At 63.9% G+C, this 14,487-nt stretch carries 13 protein-coding genes; 2 read left to right on the top strand and 11 right to left on the bottom strand.

All coding sequences use genetic code 11. The features are described 5' to 3' along the window. Positions 1 to 37: 37 nt before the first annotated feature. The gene (locus F4U94_RS00395; RefSeq protein ID WP_232016318.1) at positions 38 to 724 is read left to right on the top strand and encodes a LysR substrate-binding domain-containing protein; all 687 of its coding nucleotides are present in this window, start codon (positions 38 to 40) and stop codon (positions 722 to 724) included. 32 nt (positions 725 to 756) lie between these two features. Here the strand turns inward: F4U94_RS00395 and F4U94_RS00390 are convergent, their stop codons facing one another. The 7 genes from F4U94_RS00390 to F4U94_RS00360 all read right to left on the bottom strand — a co-directional run bounded on the left by F4U94_RS00390 (position 757) and on the right by F4U94_RS00360 (position 10,756). Continuing rightward, a complete protein-coding gene (locus F4U94_RS00390; protein ID WP_120253262.1) occupies positions 757 to 1,173 on the bottom strand; it encodes an acyl-CoA thioesterase in 417 nt (138 codons plus the stop codon). Positions 1,174 to 1,359: 186 nt separating this feature from the next. Continuing rightward, entirely contained in the window at positions 1,360 to 2,013 is a 654-nt protein-coding gene (locus tag F4U94_RS00385; RefSeq protein WP_120253263.1) for an outer membrane protein, read from the bottom strand. A gap of 183 nt (positions 2,014 to 2,196) precedes the next feature. After that, the gene (locus F4U94_RS00380; RefSeq protein ID WP_120253264.1) at positions 2,197 to 3,591 is read right to left on the bottom strand and encodes an L-serine ammonia-lyase; all 1,395 of its coding nucleotides are present in this window, start codon (positions 3,589 to 3,591) and stop codon (positions 2,197 to 2,199) included. Between the two features lies 1 nt (position 3,592). Next, complete coding sequence (locus F4U94_RS00375; RefSeq protein WP_211363286.1) at positions 3,593 to 7,789, bottom strand: translocation/assembly module TamB domain-containing protein; 4,197 nt, start codon at positions 7,787 to 7,789, stop codon at positions 3,593 to 3,595. After that, entirely contained in the window at positions 7,789 to 9,909 is a 2,121-nt protein-coding gene (locus F4U94_RS00370) for a BamA/TamA family outer membrane protein (protein WP_120253265.1), read from the bottom strand. Before F4U94_RS00370 ends, F4U94_RS00375 begins: the two co-directional genes overlap by 1 nt. Before the next feature lie 77 nt (positions 9,910 to 9,986). Beyond that, complete coding sequence (locus F4U94_RS00365) at positions 9,987 to 10,466, bottom strand: DUF1465 family protein (RefSeq protein WP_120253266.1); 480 nt, start codon at positions 10,464 to 10,466, stop codon at positions 9,987 to 9,989. A gap of 110 nt (positions 10,467 to 10,576) precedes the next feature. After that, a complete protein-coding gene (locus F4U94_RS00360) occupies positions 10,577 to 10,756 on the bottom strand; it encodes a YdcH family protein (RefSeq protein ID WP_120253267.1) in 180 nt (59 codons plus the stop codon). 193 nt (positions 10,757 to 10,949) lie between these two features. Between F4U94_RS00360 and F4U94_RS00355 the strand changes: the two genes are divergently transcribed. Further along, complete coding sequence (locus F4U94_RS00355) at positions 10,950 to 11,108, top strand: YdcH family protein (protein ID WP_082679101.1); 159 nt, start codon at positions 10,950 to 10,952, stop codon at positions 11,106 to 11,108. Between the two features lie 166 nt (positions 11,109 to 11,274). Here the strand turns inward: F4U94_RS00355 and F4U94_RS00350 are convergent, their stop codons facing one another. From F4U94_RS00350 to F4U94_RS00330, 4 genes are all read right to left on the bottom strand, one after another. After that, positions 11,275 to 11,643, bottom strand: coding sequence for a PilZ domain-containing protein (locus F4U94_RS00350; protein ID WP_120253268.1), 369 nt, complete (start codon positions 11,641 to 11,643; stop codon positions 11,275 to 11,277). Between the two features lie 65 nt (positions 11,644 to 11,708). Further along, positions 11,709 to 12,173: an RNA polymerase-binding protein DksA gene (gene dksA, locus F4U94_RS00345; RefSeq protein WP_120253269.1), complete on the bottom strand. Its 465-nt coding sequence runs from the start codon at positions 12,171 to 12,173 to the stop codon at positions 11,709 to 11,711. Between the two features lie 539 nt (positions 12,174 to 12,712). After that, positions 12,713 to 13,789: a hypothetical protein gene (locus tag F4U94_RS24900; protein WP_232016320.1), complete on the bottom strand. Its 1,077-nt coding sequence runs from the start codon at positions 13,787 to 13,789 to the stop codon at positions 12,713 to 12,715. A gap of 184 nt (positions 13,790 to 13,973) precedes the next feature. Further along, positions 13,974 to 14,411 carry a host attachment family protein gene (locus F4U94_RS00330; RefSeq protein ID WP_120253598.1) on the bottom strand — a complete coding sequence of 146 codons (438 nt, stop codon included), beginning with the start codon at positions 14,409 to 14,411 and terminating at the stop codon, positions 13,974 to 13,976. Positions 14,412 to 14,487: the final 76 nt, after the last annotated feature.

The following is a 14,487-nucleotide window of genomic DNA, read 5'->3' as shown; positions in this document are numbered from 1 at the left end:
TGAAGGCCGTGCTTATTATCAAAGCTGCCTGCGCGCGTTGGCCGAACTGGCCAGTGCCGAGGCCGCGCTTGCGGATCGAAAAGCATCGCCGTCAGGCACGCTGCGCATCAACTTGCCCGAATTGTTCGGTCGCAAAAGGGTGATACCTGCCCTCCTGGATTTGGCGAACCGATATCCGTTGCTCAACCTGGACGTCAGTTTCGACAATCGGATCGTCGATCTGGCGGAAGAAGGATATGATCTCTCCGTTCGTATCGGCCACTTGCCAGACAGCAGCGGGTTGATCGCCAGGAAATTGGGCGAGCAGGACCTGCTTATCTGCGCTGCGGCATCTTATTGTGCGGCCCGGGATATTCCGACCGAGGCCGACGAACTTGGCAATCATCGCGCGATCACGCATCTGCGTGAGGGGCGTGAAGATCCCTGGCTATTCCTGGATGGGGACGGAGCGGTCAAACGGACCGTGGTGAGAGGATCGCATCGATTTGCGAGTTTCGACGCCATCGCCTCTGCAACGGTTGCCGGAATGGGGATTGCCCAACTGCCCGCCTGGCTGGTTGCAGATCAGCTGCGCTCCGGAGAGCTCATCTCGATCTTCCCCCATTTGCAACAGCCCAGATTGCCGATCCATGTCATATGGCTGGAAACGAGAGACATGACACCGCGCGTACGTGCGACGGTCGACGCACTTGTCAGCGCGCTTTCACCACCGTCGATCCTCTAGTAACCCTCGCCGTGTCTAAAAACCGACGCCCATCAGGCGTTCGCGTTGCCATCGCCGACGAAGAACCGGTCGATCACCTCTCGCGTCAGACGAGCGGGACGCAGGCTGCTCGCGTCGATGCAGCACCAGCTGGATTTGACTTCGGCCAGTACTTCCTCGCCACGGCGGATGACCGTTTCGTAGAAAGCGCGGGCGCCCTGGACCTTTTCCAGCAGCACGGTGGCGATGACATCGTCGTCCAGAAAGGTAGGCTTGCGATAGGTGATTTCATGCTTGAGCGCGACCCAGAGATGCTGGGCGACCGCTTCGGATGGGGCCAGCGCGCGCCAATGGTCCAGCACCGCCTCCTGCACCCATTTCAGGTAGCTGGCATTGTTGACATGACCCATGAAGTCGATGTCGGTCGGATCGATGCCGATCGGGAAGCGGTGGGGAATCGCGTTACTCACATGAATGTCAATAACAGGCCTGCACGCGTACTGATAGAGGGGATAGGCGGATGAACGGAAAAAGGGGCCGATCCGAAGACCGACCCCTTTTACCAACAGCTTCGTTCGTTGCGAGCCTGTCAAGAAGCGGCCAAAACAGCGCTTCCCGTTTCTCGACTGCGCTCGAAACGAACGGATCTTGGCGGTTTAGAAGCGCCAGCCGACGCTGCCGACCACCTGATGACGGTCGGTGTCGATGCCGAATTCGCTGGTCGTCGCCCCGTCTGCGAAGCGCAGCTTGGCATCTTCATATTTGGAATAGCGATATTCGACCTTGGCGAAGGTGTTGGCGTTGATCGCGCGCTCCACGCCCGCGCCGATCCGCCAGCCGTTCAGCTTGAAGGCCTCGTCGGTGCTTTCATTGGTGTTGCCGGCCAACACGTTCAGCTTCGTGTTGGTATAGCCGCCCTTCACATAGACGAGCGTGGCGGGATCGGCCAGGATACCGGCACGCGCACCGACATAGAGGTCGCGACCCTGCTTTACGCGGCCGAAGCCGAATTGGTCGGTATAGTCGCGGCGGCTGCTCTTGGAGGTCGAGTTAGTCCATTCGCCTTCAACGCCGACGACCGCGCTGCCGAGATTGACGTCATAGCCGGCGCCGACGCCGTAGAGCAGGCCGTCGATCTTCTGATCGTCATTGCCATTATCATTGTCCACGTCGCTGCCAGCACCCGTGCGGTCATAGCCAAGGATGGCTTCGACACGCGGGCCGGTGAAGGTCGGGCCGACATCCTGCGCCAAAGCGGGAGTGGCCACGGTGGCGCCGGCCAAGAGGGTTGCGACCATCAACTTACGCATAACAGATACTCCGTTCAAACATTCTCTCCCCTCTCTCAGGGGGTGAGACGCTCAAGCCGGGAGCGGCCGCCTTTGTTTCATGAACCTCAGATAAACGCTTGATTCTGTGCCATTAATGTCACGAAATTGGCTCCATTCGCCGTGCGACCGTGCCGAACGGACGATGAAGCGACGGAACGATTTTCAACATTCCACGACATTGACGGCCAATCCGCCCAGCGATGTCTCCTTGTAGCGGCTGGCCATGTCTTCACCTGTCTGGCGCATGGTTTCGATCACCGCGTCCAGGCTGACGATGTGGCGCCCGTCACCCTGGAGCGCGAGATAGGCGGCGTTGATCGCTTTTACCGCGCCCATCGTGTTGCGCTCGATACAGGGGATCTGCACGAGGCCGCCGATCGGGTCGCAGGTGAGGCCGAGATTATGTTCCATGCCGATTTCCGCGGCATTTTCGACTTGCGTGTTGGTGCCCCCCAGGACGGCGGCAAGACCGGCAGCGGCCATGGAGCAGGCCACGCCGACTTCGCCCTGACAGCCCATTTCGGCAGCGGAGATGGAAGCGCGCTTCTTGTAGAGGAAGCCGATCGCAGCGGCAGTCAGCAGGAAGCGACGCTCTCCGTCCCGGTCGGCGCCGGGCACGAAGCGGCGATAATAATGCAGCACCGCCGGGATGACGCCCGCCGCGCCGTTGGTGGGGGCGGTGACGACGCGACCGCCGGCCGCATTCTCCTCATTCACGGCGAGCGCGAACAGGCTGACCCATTCGAAAATCTGGGCGGGACCGAGCGCGTCCTGCTGCAAGCGCAGCCGCTGATGAATGGCGCGAGCGCGACGGCGGACCTTGAGGCCGCCGGGCAGCAGCCCCTCCTGCATCAGGCCCCGGTCGATCGACGCGCTCATGGCGTCGATGACATTGTCCAGGAAGGCTTCGGTTTCCGCCTGCACCCGCCAGGCGCCTTCGTTGCGCAGCACCAGCGTCGCGATCGACAGGCCGCTGACGTCGCCCTGCGCCAGCATTTCCGCGCCGGAGGAGAAGGGCCAGGGCTGGACGACATTATGGCCGAGCGGCGCGTCATCGCTGACCGGCACTACACCCGGCAGCACCGCGCCGCCGCCGATGGAATAATAGTCGCGTACGATCGGATCGTCACGCCCGTCCAGCCAGGCGGTGAAGCGCATGCCGTTGCTGTGCGCTTCCAGAAAATCACCCATGTGGAAGAGGAGATCACGCGCTTCCTCGAACGGCAGCCAGTGATCCACGGCGCTGCCCGCCCGAATGCGGCCATCGGTGCGGATCGCCGCCAGGATGGACCCGATCGCATCGGGATCGACGCTTTCGGGACGATAGCCCGACAGGCCGAGCAGGATGGCGCTATCCGTCGCATGGCCCCGTCCGGTCAGCGCCAGCGATCCGAACAATTCGCACTGCACCCGAACCGGCGTCTGCGGCAGCGTGTCCATGAACATCAGCGCGGCGCGCATCGGCCCCACCGTATGCGAACTGGACGGGCCGATGCCGATGGTGAACAGGTCCATCACGCTGATCGCGGTGGCCGCGTCGATCGCGCTCTTCGTCACATCAATAATCCTTGGAAATACGTACGTTGGCGCTTTCGCGCCCGAGGGTGGAGATGGCCGCCAGCAGGGATAGCCAGCGCGTGACCTGATATTCCATGCGGGTGGCGCTGTAGCCCTGACCGTCGGTGATCAGTTCGACATAGGTTTTGCGGGTAAGATATTTGCCAGCCGCGATCGACGTACCCTGCCCCTGCGTCGGGTCGGCGGCGATGATGCGCAGCCGGTCGAGGCCCGCTGCCTTGCGCACCGCGTTGATCGGATCAAGGCCGCCATTGCCCTGCAACGATCCGACGGCAGAGGCGAGTTGCAGCGCTTCGGGCGCGGACAGGTTGGTGATGGAGGTGCCGAACAGGATGCGCGAAAGCAGTTCGTCCTGCGGCAGCGCGGGGACGCTGGTGAAGGTGATGTCGGGTTTCAGGCCCGTGCCGCCGACATGGATGGTGGCGCTCAGGTCACTCACATCGGCTTCGGCGCTGATGTCCAGCGTCGGGTTGACCGGTACCTTGCCGTCGAACTGGATATTGCCTTCGCGCAGCTCGAAGCGACGGCCGGCAAATTCATAGCCGCCGCGCACCAGTTGCGCCCGGCCCGCAATGGCGGGGTTGGTGACGGTACCGCCGATATCCAGGTCCGCGCGCCATTCGCTGTCAAGGCCGAGGCCGGTGACGGTCAGACGGTTGCGCGCCCGCGCCTTGATCGCCAGCGCCCAGGGGACGTTGGTGCGAGGACGTTCGATCTCGTCGCCGCGCCGGTTGACCTCGACCACCTTGAGTTCGGGGATCTGCGCCACGGCGGCGGCGCGGCCCATGGTGAAGCGGCTCTTGTTGAGGACCAGGTCACCGCCGATCGTGCCGCCCACACCGTCGGATTTGAGGGTGATGGGGCCGGTAACGGTTGCGGCGATATCGTCCCGCTCCAATAGTGCGGCATTGTCGGCTTGCAGGCTGAGGTCCATGCCGACCCCGGCAATACCGTTGAAGGTGAAGCGGCCGGTGCCGTTGACGGTGCCGCCATTTTGCGCGGTCGCGGCGAAGCTGGAAATGACCAGTTGCGCACCGGAGAAGCGGCCCCGCGCCTTGACGCCCTTCAGCCGCATGCCCGTGACGGGGCTGTTGATGGCGGCATTGTCGGTCGTGAAATTACCGGTGATGACCGGCGCGCCCAGCGTGCCGCGCATATCCGCAGACACGCCGACCATGCCGGCAATATCGACGATCTCCACCCCGGTCAGGCGCCAGAGCGTGTCCGCCGTACCGTTGAAGCGCAACTGGCCGAAGAAGGGCGCGCTGTTGAGGCGAGTGACGAGTCCCCCTTCCGTGCCCAGCGGGTTGAGCAGCGCCTGCGCCTGGCCGATCGTCTTGCCATCGGCGACGAAGACCATGCGGGTCGCCAGCCGTTCGCCGGTCAACACGGCATTGACGCCGACATCGACTGGTCGACTGCTGAGCGAGAGGCCGGAGCGGGACAGGCCCCGGATACGCAGCTCCGCCTTGCCGGTGGGCAACCCACCGCGCGGCTGAACATAGCTGAGCGACCCGGTCGCCATGCCACCAAGACCCAGATTATCATAGGCGATGTCGAGCAGCGCCAGCGGCAGCTTCTGCATCCGCGCTTCGATATGGGTCGATTCTCCACCCAGTTCGCCGGCCAGTTGCAGGGATCCGCCGGCATAGCTGATCGTGGCGGGCGACAGACGCCAGCCATCCTCCGCCCGCGTCAGCAGCGCGGCGCGGGTCAGGCGAATGGGGCGCTTGTCGATCGTGCCGGCGGCGGTGAGGCGGATGCGGTCGGGTTCGACCTGCGCCTCCCCCTGAAGGTCGAACAGGCGACCGCGCTGGCCCGACAGGCTGCCGCGTATCTTGCCCTTGCCATCGACCAGTTCGGCATTGGCGGCGAAGCGGCCGAGCAGCACACCCCCGACGCGTAGGCCCCGCGCCTGCGCCGTGGCGGTAACGGTGGTGCCCGTTGGGTCGAGCAGGATCGTGCCGTCCAGCGTGCCGCGCCGAACCTCTATGATCGTCGGCCCTTCGAACGCGGCATCGCTGGCCGTCAGCTTCAGCTGGACCTGCTGGTTCGCGTCGATCGGCTTGAAATTGATATAGCCGGTGACCGGCCCCATGACGCTGAGCTGACCGTCGAGCCCGCCGGCGATCGGGCGAATATCGCCGCTGGCGGTGACGCCCGACACGGCCAGATTGGCGACCCGCACAACCGCCTGCCCGCCCTGCGGCAGCAGGATCACGCCCCGAGCGGTGAAGGGGCCGAGCGTCGAACCGCCATTGGCGGTGTAGCTATAGCCATTGGCGTCCGGGATCAGCTTCGCCCGCACATCGCGCAGGCCCAGCGCATCCATCGGCCGGGCGAGCAGCAGGTCGACGGTCGGCCGCTCTATCATGCCGTCCAGCGTCAGCGTGACCGGCCCGTAACGCCCGTGCCGGCCGCTACCTTCCAGATGGAGCGACCCGTCGCGATGGCGTATGCCGCGCGCCGTCAGATTGAGCAGGGGCGACGTCAGTTGCATGTCGGACAGCGCGAACTGGCCATCCTTCATAAGCTCAAGCCGACTGCGCAAGGTCGGCAGGCCACCGCCCAGCGTCCGCAGGAAATCATTGTCCAGCCGCCGTACCCGCGCCAGCGCATTACCGCTGAGGCCGAAGCCGCCATCGCTGCGTGGCACGGCGCGCAATTTGGAGGTCAGATCGACCACGCCCAAGCCACGAATGAACAGTCCGTTGATCGCGCCGTCCAGACCCGCATCATAGCGGCCGGTCGCCAGATCGGCGATCACCGTCAGCTTGCCGCGCAGCTTGTCGGATCGCAACTGCATGGGATTGCTGACGATTGTCTGGCCGTCCAGTTGGAGCACACCATCCAGCTGGAAATTGCGAACGATCCCGCCGACCAGATCGCCCTGCCCGTCCAGACTGCGCGCACGCAACCGCAATGGAATCAGCACCGGCCCCTTGCCGGTGGCGCGGCCCTTGCCCTCGGCCCGGACGTCGTTGATGATCGCCTTTTCGATGGCGATCTGCCGCGCGGTGAGCAGATATTCGTAGCCGAGCGCGGTGAAGGCTCCATCCAGCCGGACCTTAGCCGCGATATCCTTGCCGCGCATGGTCTTGATCAGCGCTTCGGGCCGGGCCAGCTTCAGGTCCACACGCATATTGTCGAGCGCATTGTTGCGCAGGTCTATGGCGCCATCGGCGGTCATATCCAAAGCGGCGGACCGGAGCGAGAGGCGGCCGTCGATTACCCGCTCGACCATCGTGCCGTCGGCTCGCACGGTCAGGCGCGGCGCGGCGATGCGACGGAGCAGGCCGTTGCCGGCGATCGCGTTCCCCTCCACCGTGCCGCGCGCCGAATAGGCGCCGCTGCGGGCGGCGAGAGTGAAGTCGGCGACCGGCGCAGCATCGAGCGTGGCTGCGAGGCGGCCATCCCATTGGCTCCAGCTGCCCTTGCCGCCGATGCGCAGGTTGGCGTCCTGCTTCAGGCCTGCCATCGCCGCCAGCACGCCGGTCTTGGGCGCATTGACGGTGACGTCGAGGGCGAAGCGATCCTTGTCCGGCCGGCTGTCGAGCGCGATGGTCAGCGCGTCGCTGCCGTCCAGCGTGCGGGCGGACAGATCGATAATCGCACGGCCGCCGCGAATGTCCGCGTCGCCGGACATGGTGGCGCGCTGCACCCGGCCGGTGACGCCGGGGGTGATATCGAGCTGGCCGACCGAAAATTGCATCAGCCGGATGTCGAAGCTGGGCAGGATCGGTCCGCGCCGCTCGGTCGGGTTCAGCTTGGGCAATTTGTGCAGGGTCGCGTGCGGGATCACCAGCCGGTCGATATCCAGCCGGTTGGAGAGCCAGGCAAAGGGCCACCAGTCCAGTTCGACGCGGGGCGCCTCCAGAAACTTCCCCTTGGGATCGGACAGGATCAGGTCGCGCAGAACTGCCTTGCGATAGATGCTACCCTCGATCGCACCGACATGAATGCGCAGGCCAGAGGAAGATTTGATGGTGGCGATGCGGGTGGCGAGGAAGCGATGGCCGCCGCTCGTGTCCAGCCACGCCACCGCCGCCGCGACGATCAGCAGGATCGTGACGATCAGCCCGGCCAGCCAGCGTTGCCAACGACCGTCCCAGGCGCGGCGGCGCGGCACAGGTGCCGGCGTTGGCGGCATGACCGGAGGCGCTGCGTCGTCGGCCATCAGAAGGCCTGCCCCAGCGAAACATAGACCGCGATCTTGGGATCGCCCGACTGCGGATTGAGCGGCGTGCCCACATCGACGCGGATGGGGCCGAAATTGCTGTAATAGCGCAGGCCCATGCCCGCACCGATGCGCAGGTCGCGGAAGCGCGGCAGGAAGCTGGTGGAGATATTGCCGGCATCGACAAAGGGCACGACGCCGAAATTGCCGAAGCGGATGCGGCTTTCGAGCGAAAATTCGGCGAGGCTCTTGCCGCCGACCGGATCATTGTCATCGCCATAGCGCGGGCCGATCGCCTGATAGCCATAGCCGCGCACCGATGCGCCGCCGCCGGCATAGAAGCGGCGGGACGGCGCGATCTGTTCGACCGTCGATCCAAAGATGGTGCCGAAGCGGGCGCGCGCGGCAACGACCACACGGTCGCTCATCGGCTGATAGACGCTGCCGTCCACTTGCACGCGGGCATAGCCGAAGGTCGTGTTCTGGAAGGAGAGTTCGGGGCTGACGCGCGCGCCTAGGCGGAAGCCCTTCGACGGGTTGAGCAGATCGTCGCTGCCGTCATAGGTCAGGCTGACCGGCACGGCGGCGATCAGGAAGGTACGGCGAGCACCGCCGCTGAAGGCGTCGGCTTCATCCGATGCGATCAATTCACCGCCGAAACGCCAGACCCATTTCTTCTGGAACAATATATTGCTCTGCCGCTCTATCGCGCCGGACAGATTAATGGTGCGGGCATCATAGGCGTCGCGTCGGATATTGCTGATCGATACAAGCCCGGTCAGCACATTGTCGCGTCGATGGAAATTGTTGCGGCGGTAGGTGAAGGACGCCGTCTGCTCCTGCGTACCGAGCACACCGCGCAACGTCACCGCGCCTTCGGGCGGGAAGAGGTTGCGATGCTGCCAGCTGACTTCGGCGCGATAACCTTCGCCCGTGCCATAACCCAGTTCGCCGGCAATGGTGCGTAACGGCGCGGGGCGCATATCGACGTCCAGATCGACATGCTCGCCATCGCCAGCATCAACAGGCTTCAGGCTGACCGAGGAGACGAGGCCCGTAGCGACGATCGCGCGGCGCAGATCCTCGACATCCGATGCCATATAGGTATCGCCCGGATCGAAGCGGGCGATTTCCTGCGCATGATGGGCGTCGAACAGCTTCGTATCGTCCATCCGGATCGCGCCGAAGCGGCGAAATCCGCCCGGCGCGACGATGATGTCCAAATCGCCCTTACGCTCTTCATGGTCGATCCGCACTTCCGGTTCATCGACCCGGGCGAAGGGGAAGCCGCTTTCGGTCAGCGCGGTGCTGAGCGCGTCGCGACCCGCCAGGATCGCGTCCGCATCGACCGGATCGCCGGCCTTGGGCGGGAAGGCGGCGCGCAGCCGCGCCTCTTGCCCGGCGGTTTCGACAAGGCCGGTGACATCGACCGATTCCAGCAGATATTGGGTGCCCGGCACGATATCGAAGGTGACGGACAGGCGATCGCTGCCGGGCGGCGGCGCGACCACCGCGCTGCGGATACGGGCGGCATAATAGCCCTTCGCCCGCAACAGGCGGTCGAGCAGTTCGCCATCTTCCTTCATGCGGCGATTGATCTGAGCCAGGTTGGCGGGCTTGCCCTGCCCCTGGCGCAGCACCGAAAGTTCGTCGAAGCGCAGGGTGAATTGATCGTCGGCTATGGCGTCCAGGCCAGTGAGTTGCACGGTATAGCGCCGTTCCTCGCTGGCGTCGGCGAAGCTGGCATTGCCGTCGACCGGCTCGGCGGTCGCATCGGCATCATCGGTCGGAAAGGCGAGCACAGGCGAGGCCGGCTGCGCCGGAGCGGTCGGGTCGGCAGATGGCGGAACGGTCGCCTGTGATTCCAGTGGATCATCGGGCAGCGGCGTGATGCTGTCCGGCTGGCCCATGTCCGGCCAATCGACGCCGATATCGGGCATGGCATCCAGCGCCTGGCTGGGCGCAGGATCGGCGCTCTGGGCGGGGTCGGTCGAGACAGATGGCGGCGTTTCCTGCGCGCGCAGCGATGCGGGCGCGGCCAGCAGAAGCGGCGCAAGCAGGAGCCGGGCGGTATGCGGGCGGCCTGAAAAGCGGCGTTGGGTCCGCAAACCTTCGGTCATGGGGTCGGTCTAGACCAGAACCGGGCGTGAAGGCCAGCCCCAGAAGGTGGGAATCGCCTTCATTTATAGGGTAATTGTCAGAATGCGGTGTTCAACCGGTCCAGCAGCGCCCGAGCGGGGCTGGCAAGCGCAGTCGTCGCCGCGTTGCTCATCGCATCCAGCCGCTCCTGAAGACGGGCGACGCGCTCATATAATTCCTGGCTGGCATCAATCAACGCGCGGGCGGCAAAGGGAAAGCTGGCGGCAAGATCAACGTCCGTATGCGACGCGCGCCCCAGCCGATATTTCTCATCCGTCAGATCGACCTGCTCGATTTCACCCCGTTGCCAGGCGCGCTGGCTCAGTAACCAGGCGATGATGTGCATCAACCGGGTCGTGACCTTCAACGATTCGCACGCGAAGGCGACCCGGCGCATCGGATCCTCCACCCCATCGTCCAGCGAGGCGCTGCCGTCGAAATAGGCGCGCGCTTCATCCGCCATCACCATGGCTTCCAAATATAGTCCGTCGACCAGCCGGCGATGGAGGCCGGGATCAAGGAAAGCAGGGTTTTGCATCGCCCGTTGCTGCCATATTTTCGCAACCTTGTCAGGCCTATTGCCGGGCCTGAACAGCCCTTTGTCCCATTTATGATCGGTTAGTGCGGCGTTAACCGAAAAATCCTGGCTCAGGCGATGATGTCGGGTACGAGCGCATCTTCCAGCGTGGAAATTTCGTCACGCAGACGGAGCTTGCGCTTCTTGAGGCGCGCGATCTGCATCTGGTCGCCACCGCCGGCATCGACCAAGGCGGCGATCGCGCTGTCGAGATCGCGATGCTCGACGCGCAGCAGTTCCAGTCGGCGCATGATGTCTTCCCGGCTCACGACGCCTTGCTGCCCCTTCTCTTACTTGGCTCGAACAAGGCCTGATAACGCGAGCGGGCGGCGCGGGCCATCGCAAATTTTTGGGCGGCCCGTCGCAAAGGACGAAACACCGCGAGACAAGCGGGGCGAATCATGATTTATTTGATCATCCATCGCCACCCGTAAGGAGAATGTCATGGAAAATAGCCACATCTCAGCCCTTTCAGCCAAGCATGCCGGCCTTGAAGCACGAATCAAGGCGGAGTCGAGTCGGCCCATGCCCGACGCCATCCTCGTGGCCTCGCTCAAGAAGCAGAAATTGCGGTTGAAGGAAGAGTTGGCGGCGCAGCATTGAGAAGCAGCGACAGTCGATAAAGGAGGTAAGGGCTGGGCGATGCAGATCGTCGGCCCTCCCTTCAAACTGATGGGGTGAGGCGGCCGCAGGTCGATAAAGACTCCGCCGCCGCAAAGCACACGCTGCAAAGCCTGGACCGCATTACATGGATGGATTAACCGCGCGGTTAGCGGCGGGGTGCACCGTGCTGAGGGACACGCAAATAATCGGGCATCTTCTGCGCGCCGGTGCCAACAGGTTTGCGCGCCAGTTGCGGGTCGATCGGCTCGTCAAAAGCGATACCGATCTTTTCTTCGCGTGACCAGGCGACCGTACCGGTAACCTGACCGACACCCCGCAATTCGCAGATGATCTGGATGCTGGCGGGCACGGCCCGTTCGCAGTCGGCCATCAGGCCGGTGGAGGACAGATTACGAACGCGCGCCTTGCCCAGTTGAACGCCATCCGGCGTGCTGAGGGTGGTGAGCAGGAACAGGCTATCACGCGGCGCAGCGCGCGCCGGCCCCCGGCCCGAAATATCCCGTTCGTCGTTCATGCAGCAACCCATGGTCAAGAAAGCAGTAATAGCGCCATTATAACCATGGGTTGATGGAAAAACCGTTAATCGTCGCGCGATATCTTTTCCTGCCGCTCATGACGCTCCTGCGCCTCTACGGTCATGGTCGCGATCGGACGGGCTTCCAGCCGGCCCAGCGAAATGGGTTCGCCGGTCACTTCGCAATAACCATATTCGCCGTCGTCGATGCGGCGCAAAGCTGCGTCGATCTTGGAGATGAGTTTGCGCTGACGATCGCGGGTGCGCAGTTCGATCGACCAGTCCGTCTCGCTCGACGCACGGTCGTTAAGGTCGGGCTCGCGAAGCGGTTCATTCTGCAGCACGGCCAGCGTGCCTTCCGCTTCGGTCAGGATCTGCTTCTTCCAGTCCCAAAGGCGCTGGCGGAAATATTCCTGCTGAAGCGGATTCATAAATTCTTCGTCAGCCGACGGGCGGTAATCGGCGGGAAGCGTCACAGTCGATTTGGGCGGCTTTTCACCGTCTTTATCGGGATTCAGGACCGATGCCATCTGGCTCTCCGACTCGTCAGGCCCCGGCGCTTGATGTTCCGGGCGCCCAAATATTGATTGTGCGGGCCTCATAGCCATCGGCGCAGGCCGACACAAGCGGGCAATCCAGGGTTCGGAACATGGTTTAGGCGATTTTCTCCAACAAATGACAGGAGTTGTCATCGACTGGCGCGTGCGGCACATATGCGGCGAGGCGCCCCACGCTCACGTTCAGACCTTGACCGCCGGCCGTTTCATAGTGGGACGTTAACCATTTACTTTCAGCAAACAGTAGCTTTTCCTGCGCCCCGAACCCTATATTGAGGGTTAACGGGATTGCAGTTAACCCTTTCTTTTGCGTTCTATACGCATAGGAAGTTCCCGTGAACCTGGCGCTGAAGGGGATTCGGCAAAGGGTACGGGGGTAACGAGAAAAGAGTAGATCCTATGTCGGTTCGGATGGCTTTGGCGAAATTATGCGCCTGCACCTGTGGCGGGGCGATCATTGGCGGCGGTGCCGTCCATGTCGCGGAGAACGCGCGCCCTGCCGTGGTGCACAGCTACAAGAGCGTGAAGGCCGCGCCCAAGAAAAGGCTGGCCGTCCGCACCGTGAAGCGCAAGGTCGTCAAGACCGTTCGCATGGCAGCAGCGCCGCAGGTCGTGACCGTCACGACCCAGCCTGCCCCCATTCCTCTGCCTGCGGCGATGCCGATGGCGGAAATGCCGATGATGTCGGGCGGCGGTGGGGCCGTGCCGGTCGTGATGGGCGGTGGCGGCGGCTTTGGCGGCGGCGGGTTCATCGGCGGCTTCTTCGGCGGCGGCGGTGGTGGCAGCGGTGGCGGATCGGTCGTCATCTCCTCGACCAGCAGCTCGACCGGCGGCATCAGCAGTTCGACCAGCTCGACAACCGGCGGCGTTTCGACCTCGACGGGTGGCGTCTCCACTTCGACGGGCGGCGTGTCGACCTCGACCGGTGGCGTCTCGACGTCGTCGGGCAATGTGTCCACCTCGTCCGGCAACGTCTCCACCTCTTCGGGGAACGTCTCGACCTCTTCGGGCGTCAGCAGCAGTTCTTCCTCGTCCAGCTCCAGCTCGTCCTCTTCATCCTCCAGCTCCTCTTCGAGCAGCTCGGGTGGATCGAGCGGCGGCAAGCCTGGAAAGCCCGGCCATGGCACGTCGAGCGGCGGGTCGGGCTCCAGCGGCAGCAGCGGTTCGTCTGGATCTTCAGGGTCCAGCGGGTCGTCGGGATCGAGCGGTTCCAGTGGGTCGAGCGGATCTAGCGGATCGTCCAGCAGCAGCGGCTCTTCCGGGTCGAGCGGCTCCTCTGGCTCCAGCGGTTCTTCCGGATCGAGCGGCAGCAGCGGGTCTTCGGGCAGTTCGGGTTCCAGCGGCGGGTCGTCGTCCGATGGCGGGTCGTCCAGCTCTTCGTCGTCCGGCTCCTCCTCGTCCAGCAGCTCCTCGTCGGGCGGATCGTCCAGCTTCGGCAGCACGGGCGGCAGCAACGGCAGTTCGGGCAGCAGCGGATCGAGCGGCTCCAGCGGCAGCTCCGGGTCTAGCGGCTCCTCCTCTTCCTCTTCGAGCAGCAGCTCGTCGTCCAGCGGCTCGAGCGGGGGCTCGGGTGGTAGCACAGGGGGCACGGATGTTCCGGCGCCGCCCATGGTGCTCCTGTTTGGTGCGGCCGCCGTGGCACTTATCGCCCGGCGCCGCTTTGCCGAACGCAAGGCGCAAGCCGCCGCCTGACAGCGGAACGGCGCGTGAAAAAAGGGGCGGCTCCGTCTATCGGGGCCGCCCCTTTTTCATCTGTACAAAGCAAATGCCCTTTTAACTGGCCGCGATCAGCTTTTCGATCTCGCCCACTGGGTGATTGGTCAGATCCTTGGCGATCTCTCCCACCAGTCGGCCCTGCACTTCCTTATGCAGATGCTTGCGCATTTCGCCGAGCGCCGATGGCGGCGCGACGATGATCAGCTTTTCATAATCCTGCGCGAAGGCGCGACGCTTCAAAAGGTCGGCCGCATGGGCGGCGAAGCGCTGCTCCTCCAGTTCATGGAAATTATTCTCACCCATCGTGCCGGACGCGGTGCCGGTGGAGGAAGATTGACCGGCCCTGTCCGACGCCTGTTCCAGATGAGACGGATTATCCTGCACCTCGACCGTTTCCGCCTCCAACTGGGGATAGGCGCTATCGCCCTTGTTGCGGAAAAAGAGCAGCTTGCGGCCGTCCGCCACCAATATCATCGCGTCATGATCGATCTGCATCGCCGTCTCCTTTGCTTTTTCGTCGATGCAGAACCAACGGACGGCGGCGCACAGGGTTGCGCGGTTCGTCGCACGG

Origin of the sequence: Sphingobium limneticum, from assembly GCF_008710155.1 — a bacterium.
GTDB lineage: Bacteria > Pseudomonadota > Alphaproteobacteria > Sphingomonadales > Sphingomonadaceae > Sphingobium > Sphingobium limneticum.
The sequence above is the reverse complement of the archived record's forward strand: the minus strand, read 5'-3'. Positions and strand labels throughout refer to the sequence as shown.

Coding starts and splice junctions, on each gene's coding strand:
- F4U94_RS00385 (WP_120253263.1), bottom strand. CDS start 2,013: ATGCGTAAGTTGATGGTCGCAACCCTCTTGGCCGGCGCCACCGTGGCC.
- F4U94_RS00375 (WP_211363286.1), bottom strand. CDS start 7,789: ATGGCCGACGACGCAGCGCCTCCGGTCATGCCGCCAACGCCGGCACCT.
- F4U94_RS00370 (WP_120253265.1), bottom strand. CDS start 9,909: ATGACCGAAGGTTTGCGGACCCAACGCCGCTTTTCAGGCCGCCCGCAT.
- F4U94_RS00365 (WP_120253266.1), bottom strand. CDS start 10,466: ATGCAAAACCCTGCTTTCCTTGATCCCGGCCTCCATCGCCGGCTGGTC.
- F4U94_RS00360 (WP_120253267.1), bottom strand. CDS start 10,756: ATGCGCCGACTGGAACTGCTGCGCGTCGAGCATCGCGATCTCGACAGC.
- F4U94_RS00355 (WP_082679101.1), top strand. CDS start 10,950: ATGGAAAATAGCCACATCTCAGCCCTTTCAGCCAAGCATGCCGGCCTT.
- F4U94_RS00350 (WP_120253268.1), bottom strand. CDS start 11,643: ATGAACGACGAACGGGATATTTCGGGCCGGGGGCCGGCGCGCGCTGCG.
- dksA (WP_120253269.1), bottom strand. CDS start 12,173: ATGGCATCGGTCCTGAATCCCGATAAAGACGGTGAAAAGCCGCCCAAA.
- F4U94_RS00330 (WP_120253598.1), bottom strand. CDS start 14,411: ATGCAGATCGATCATGACGCGATGATATTGGTGGCGGACGGCCGCAAG.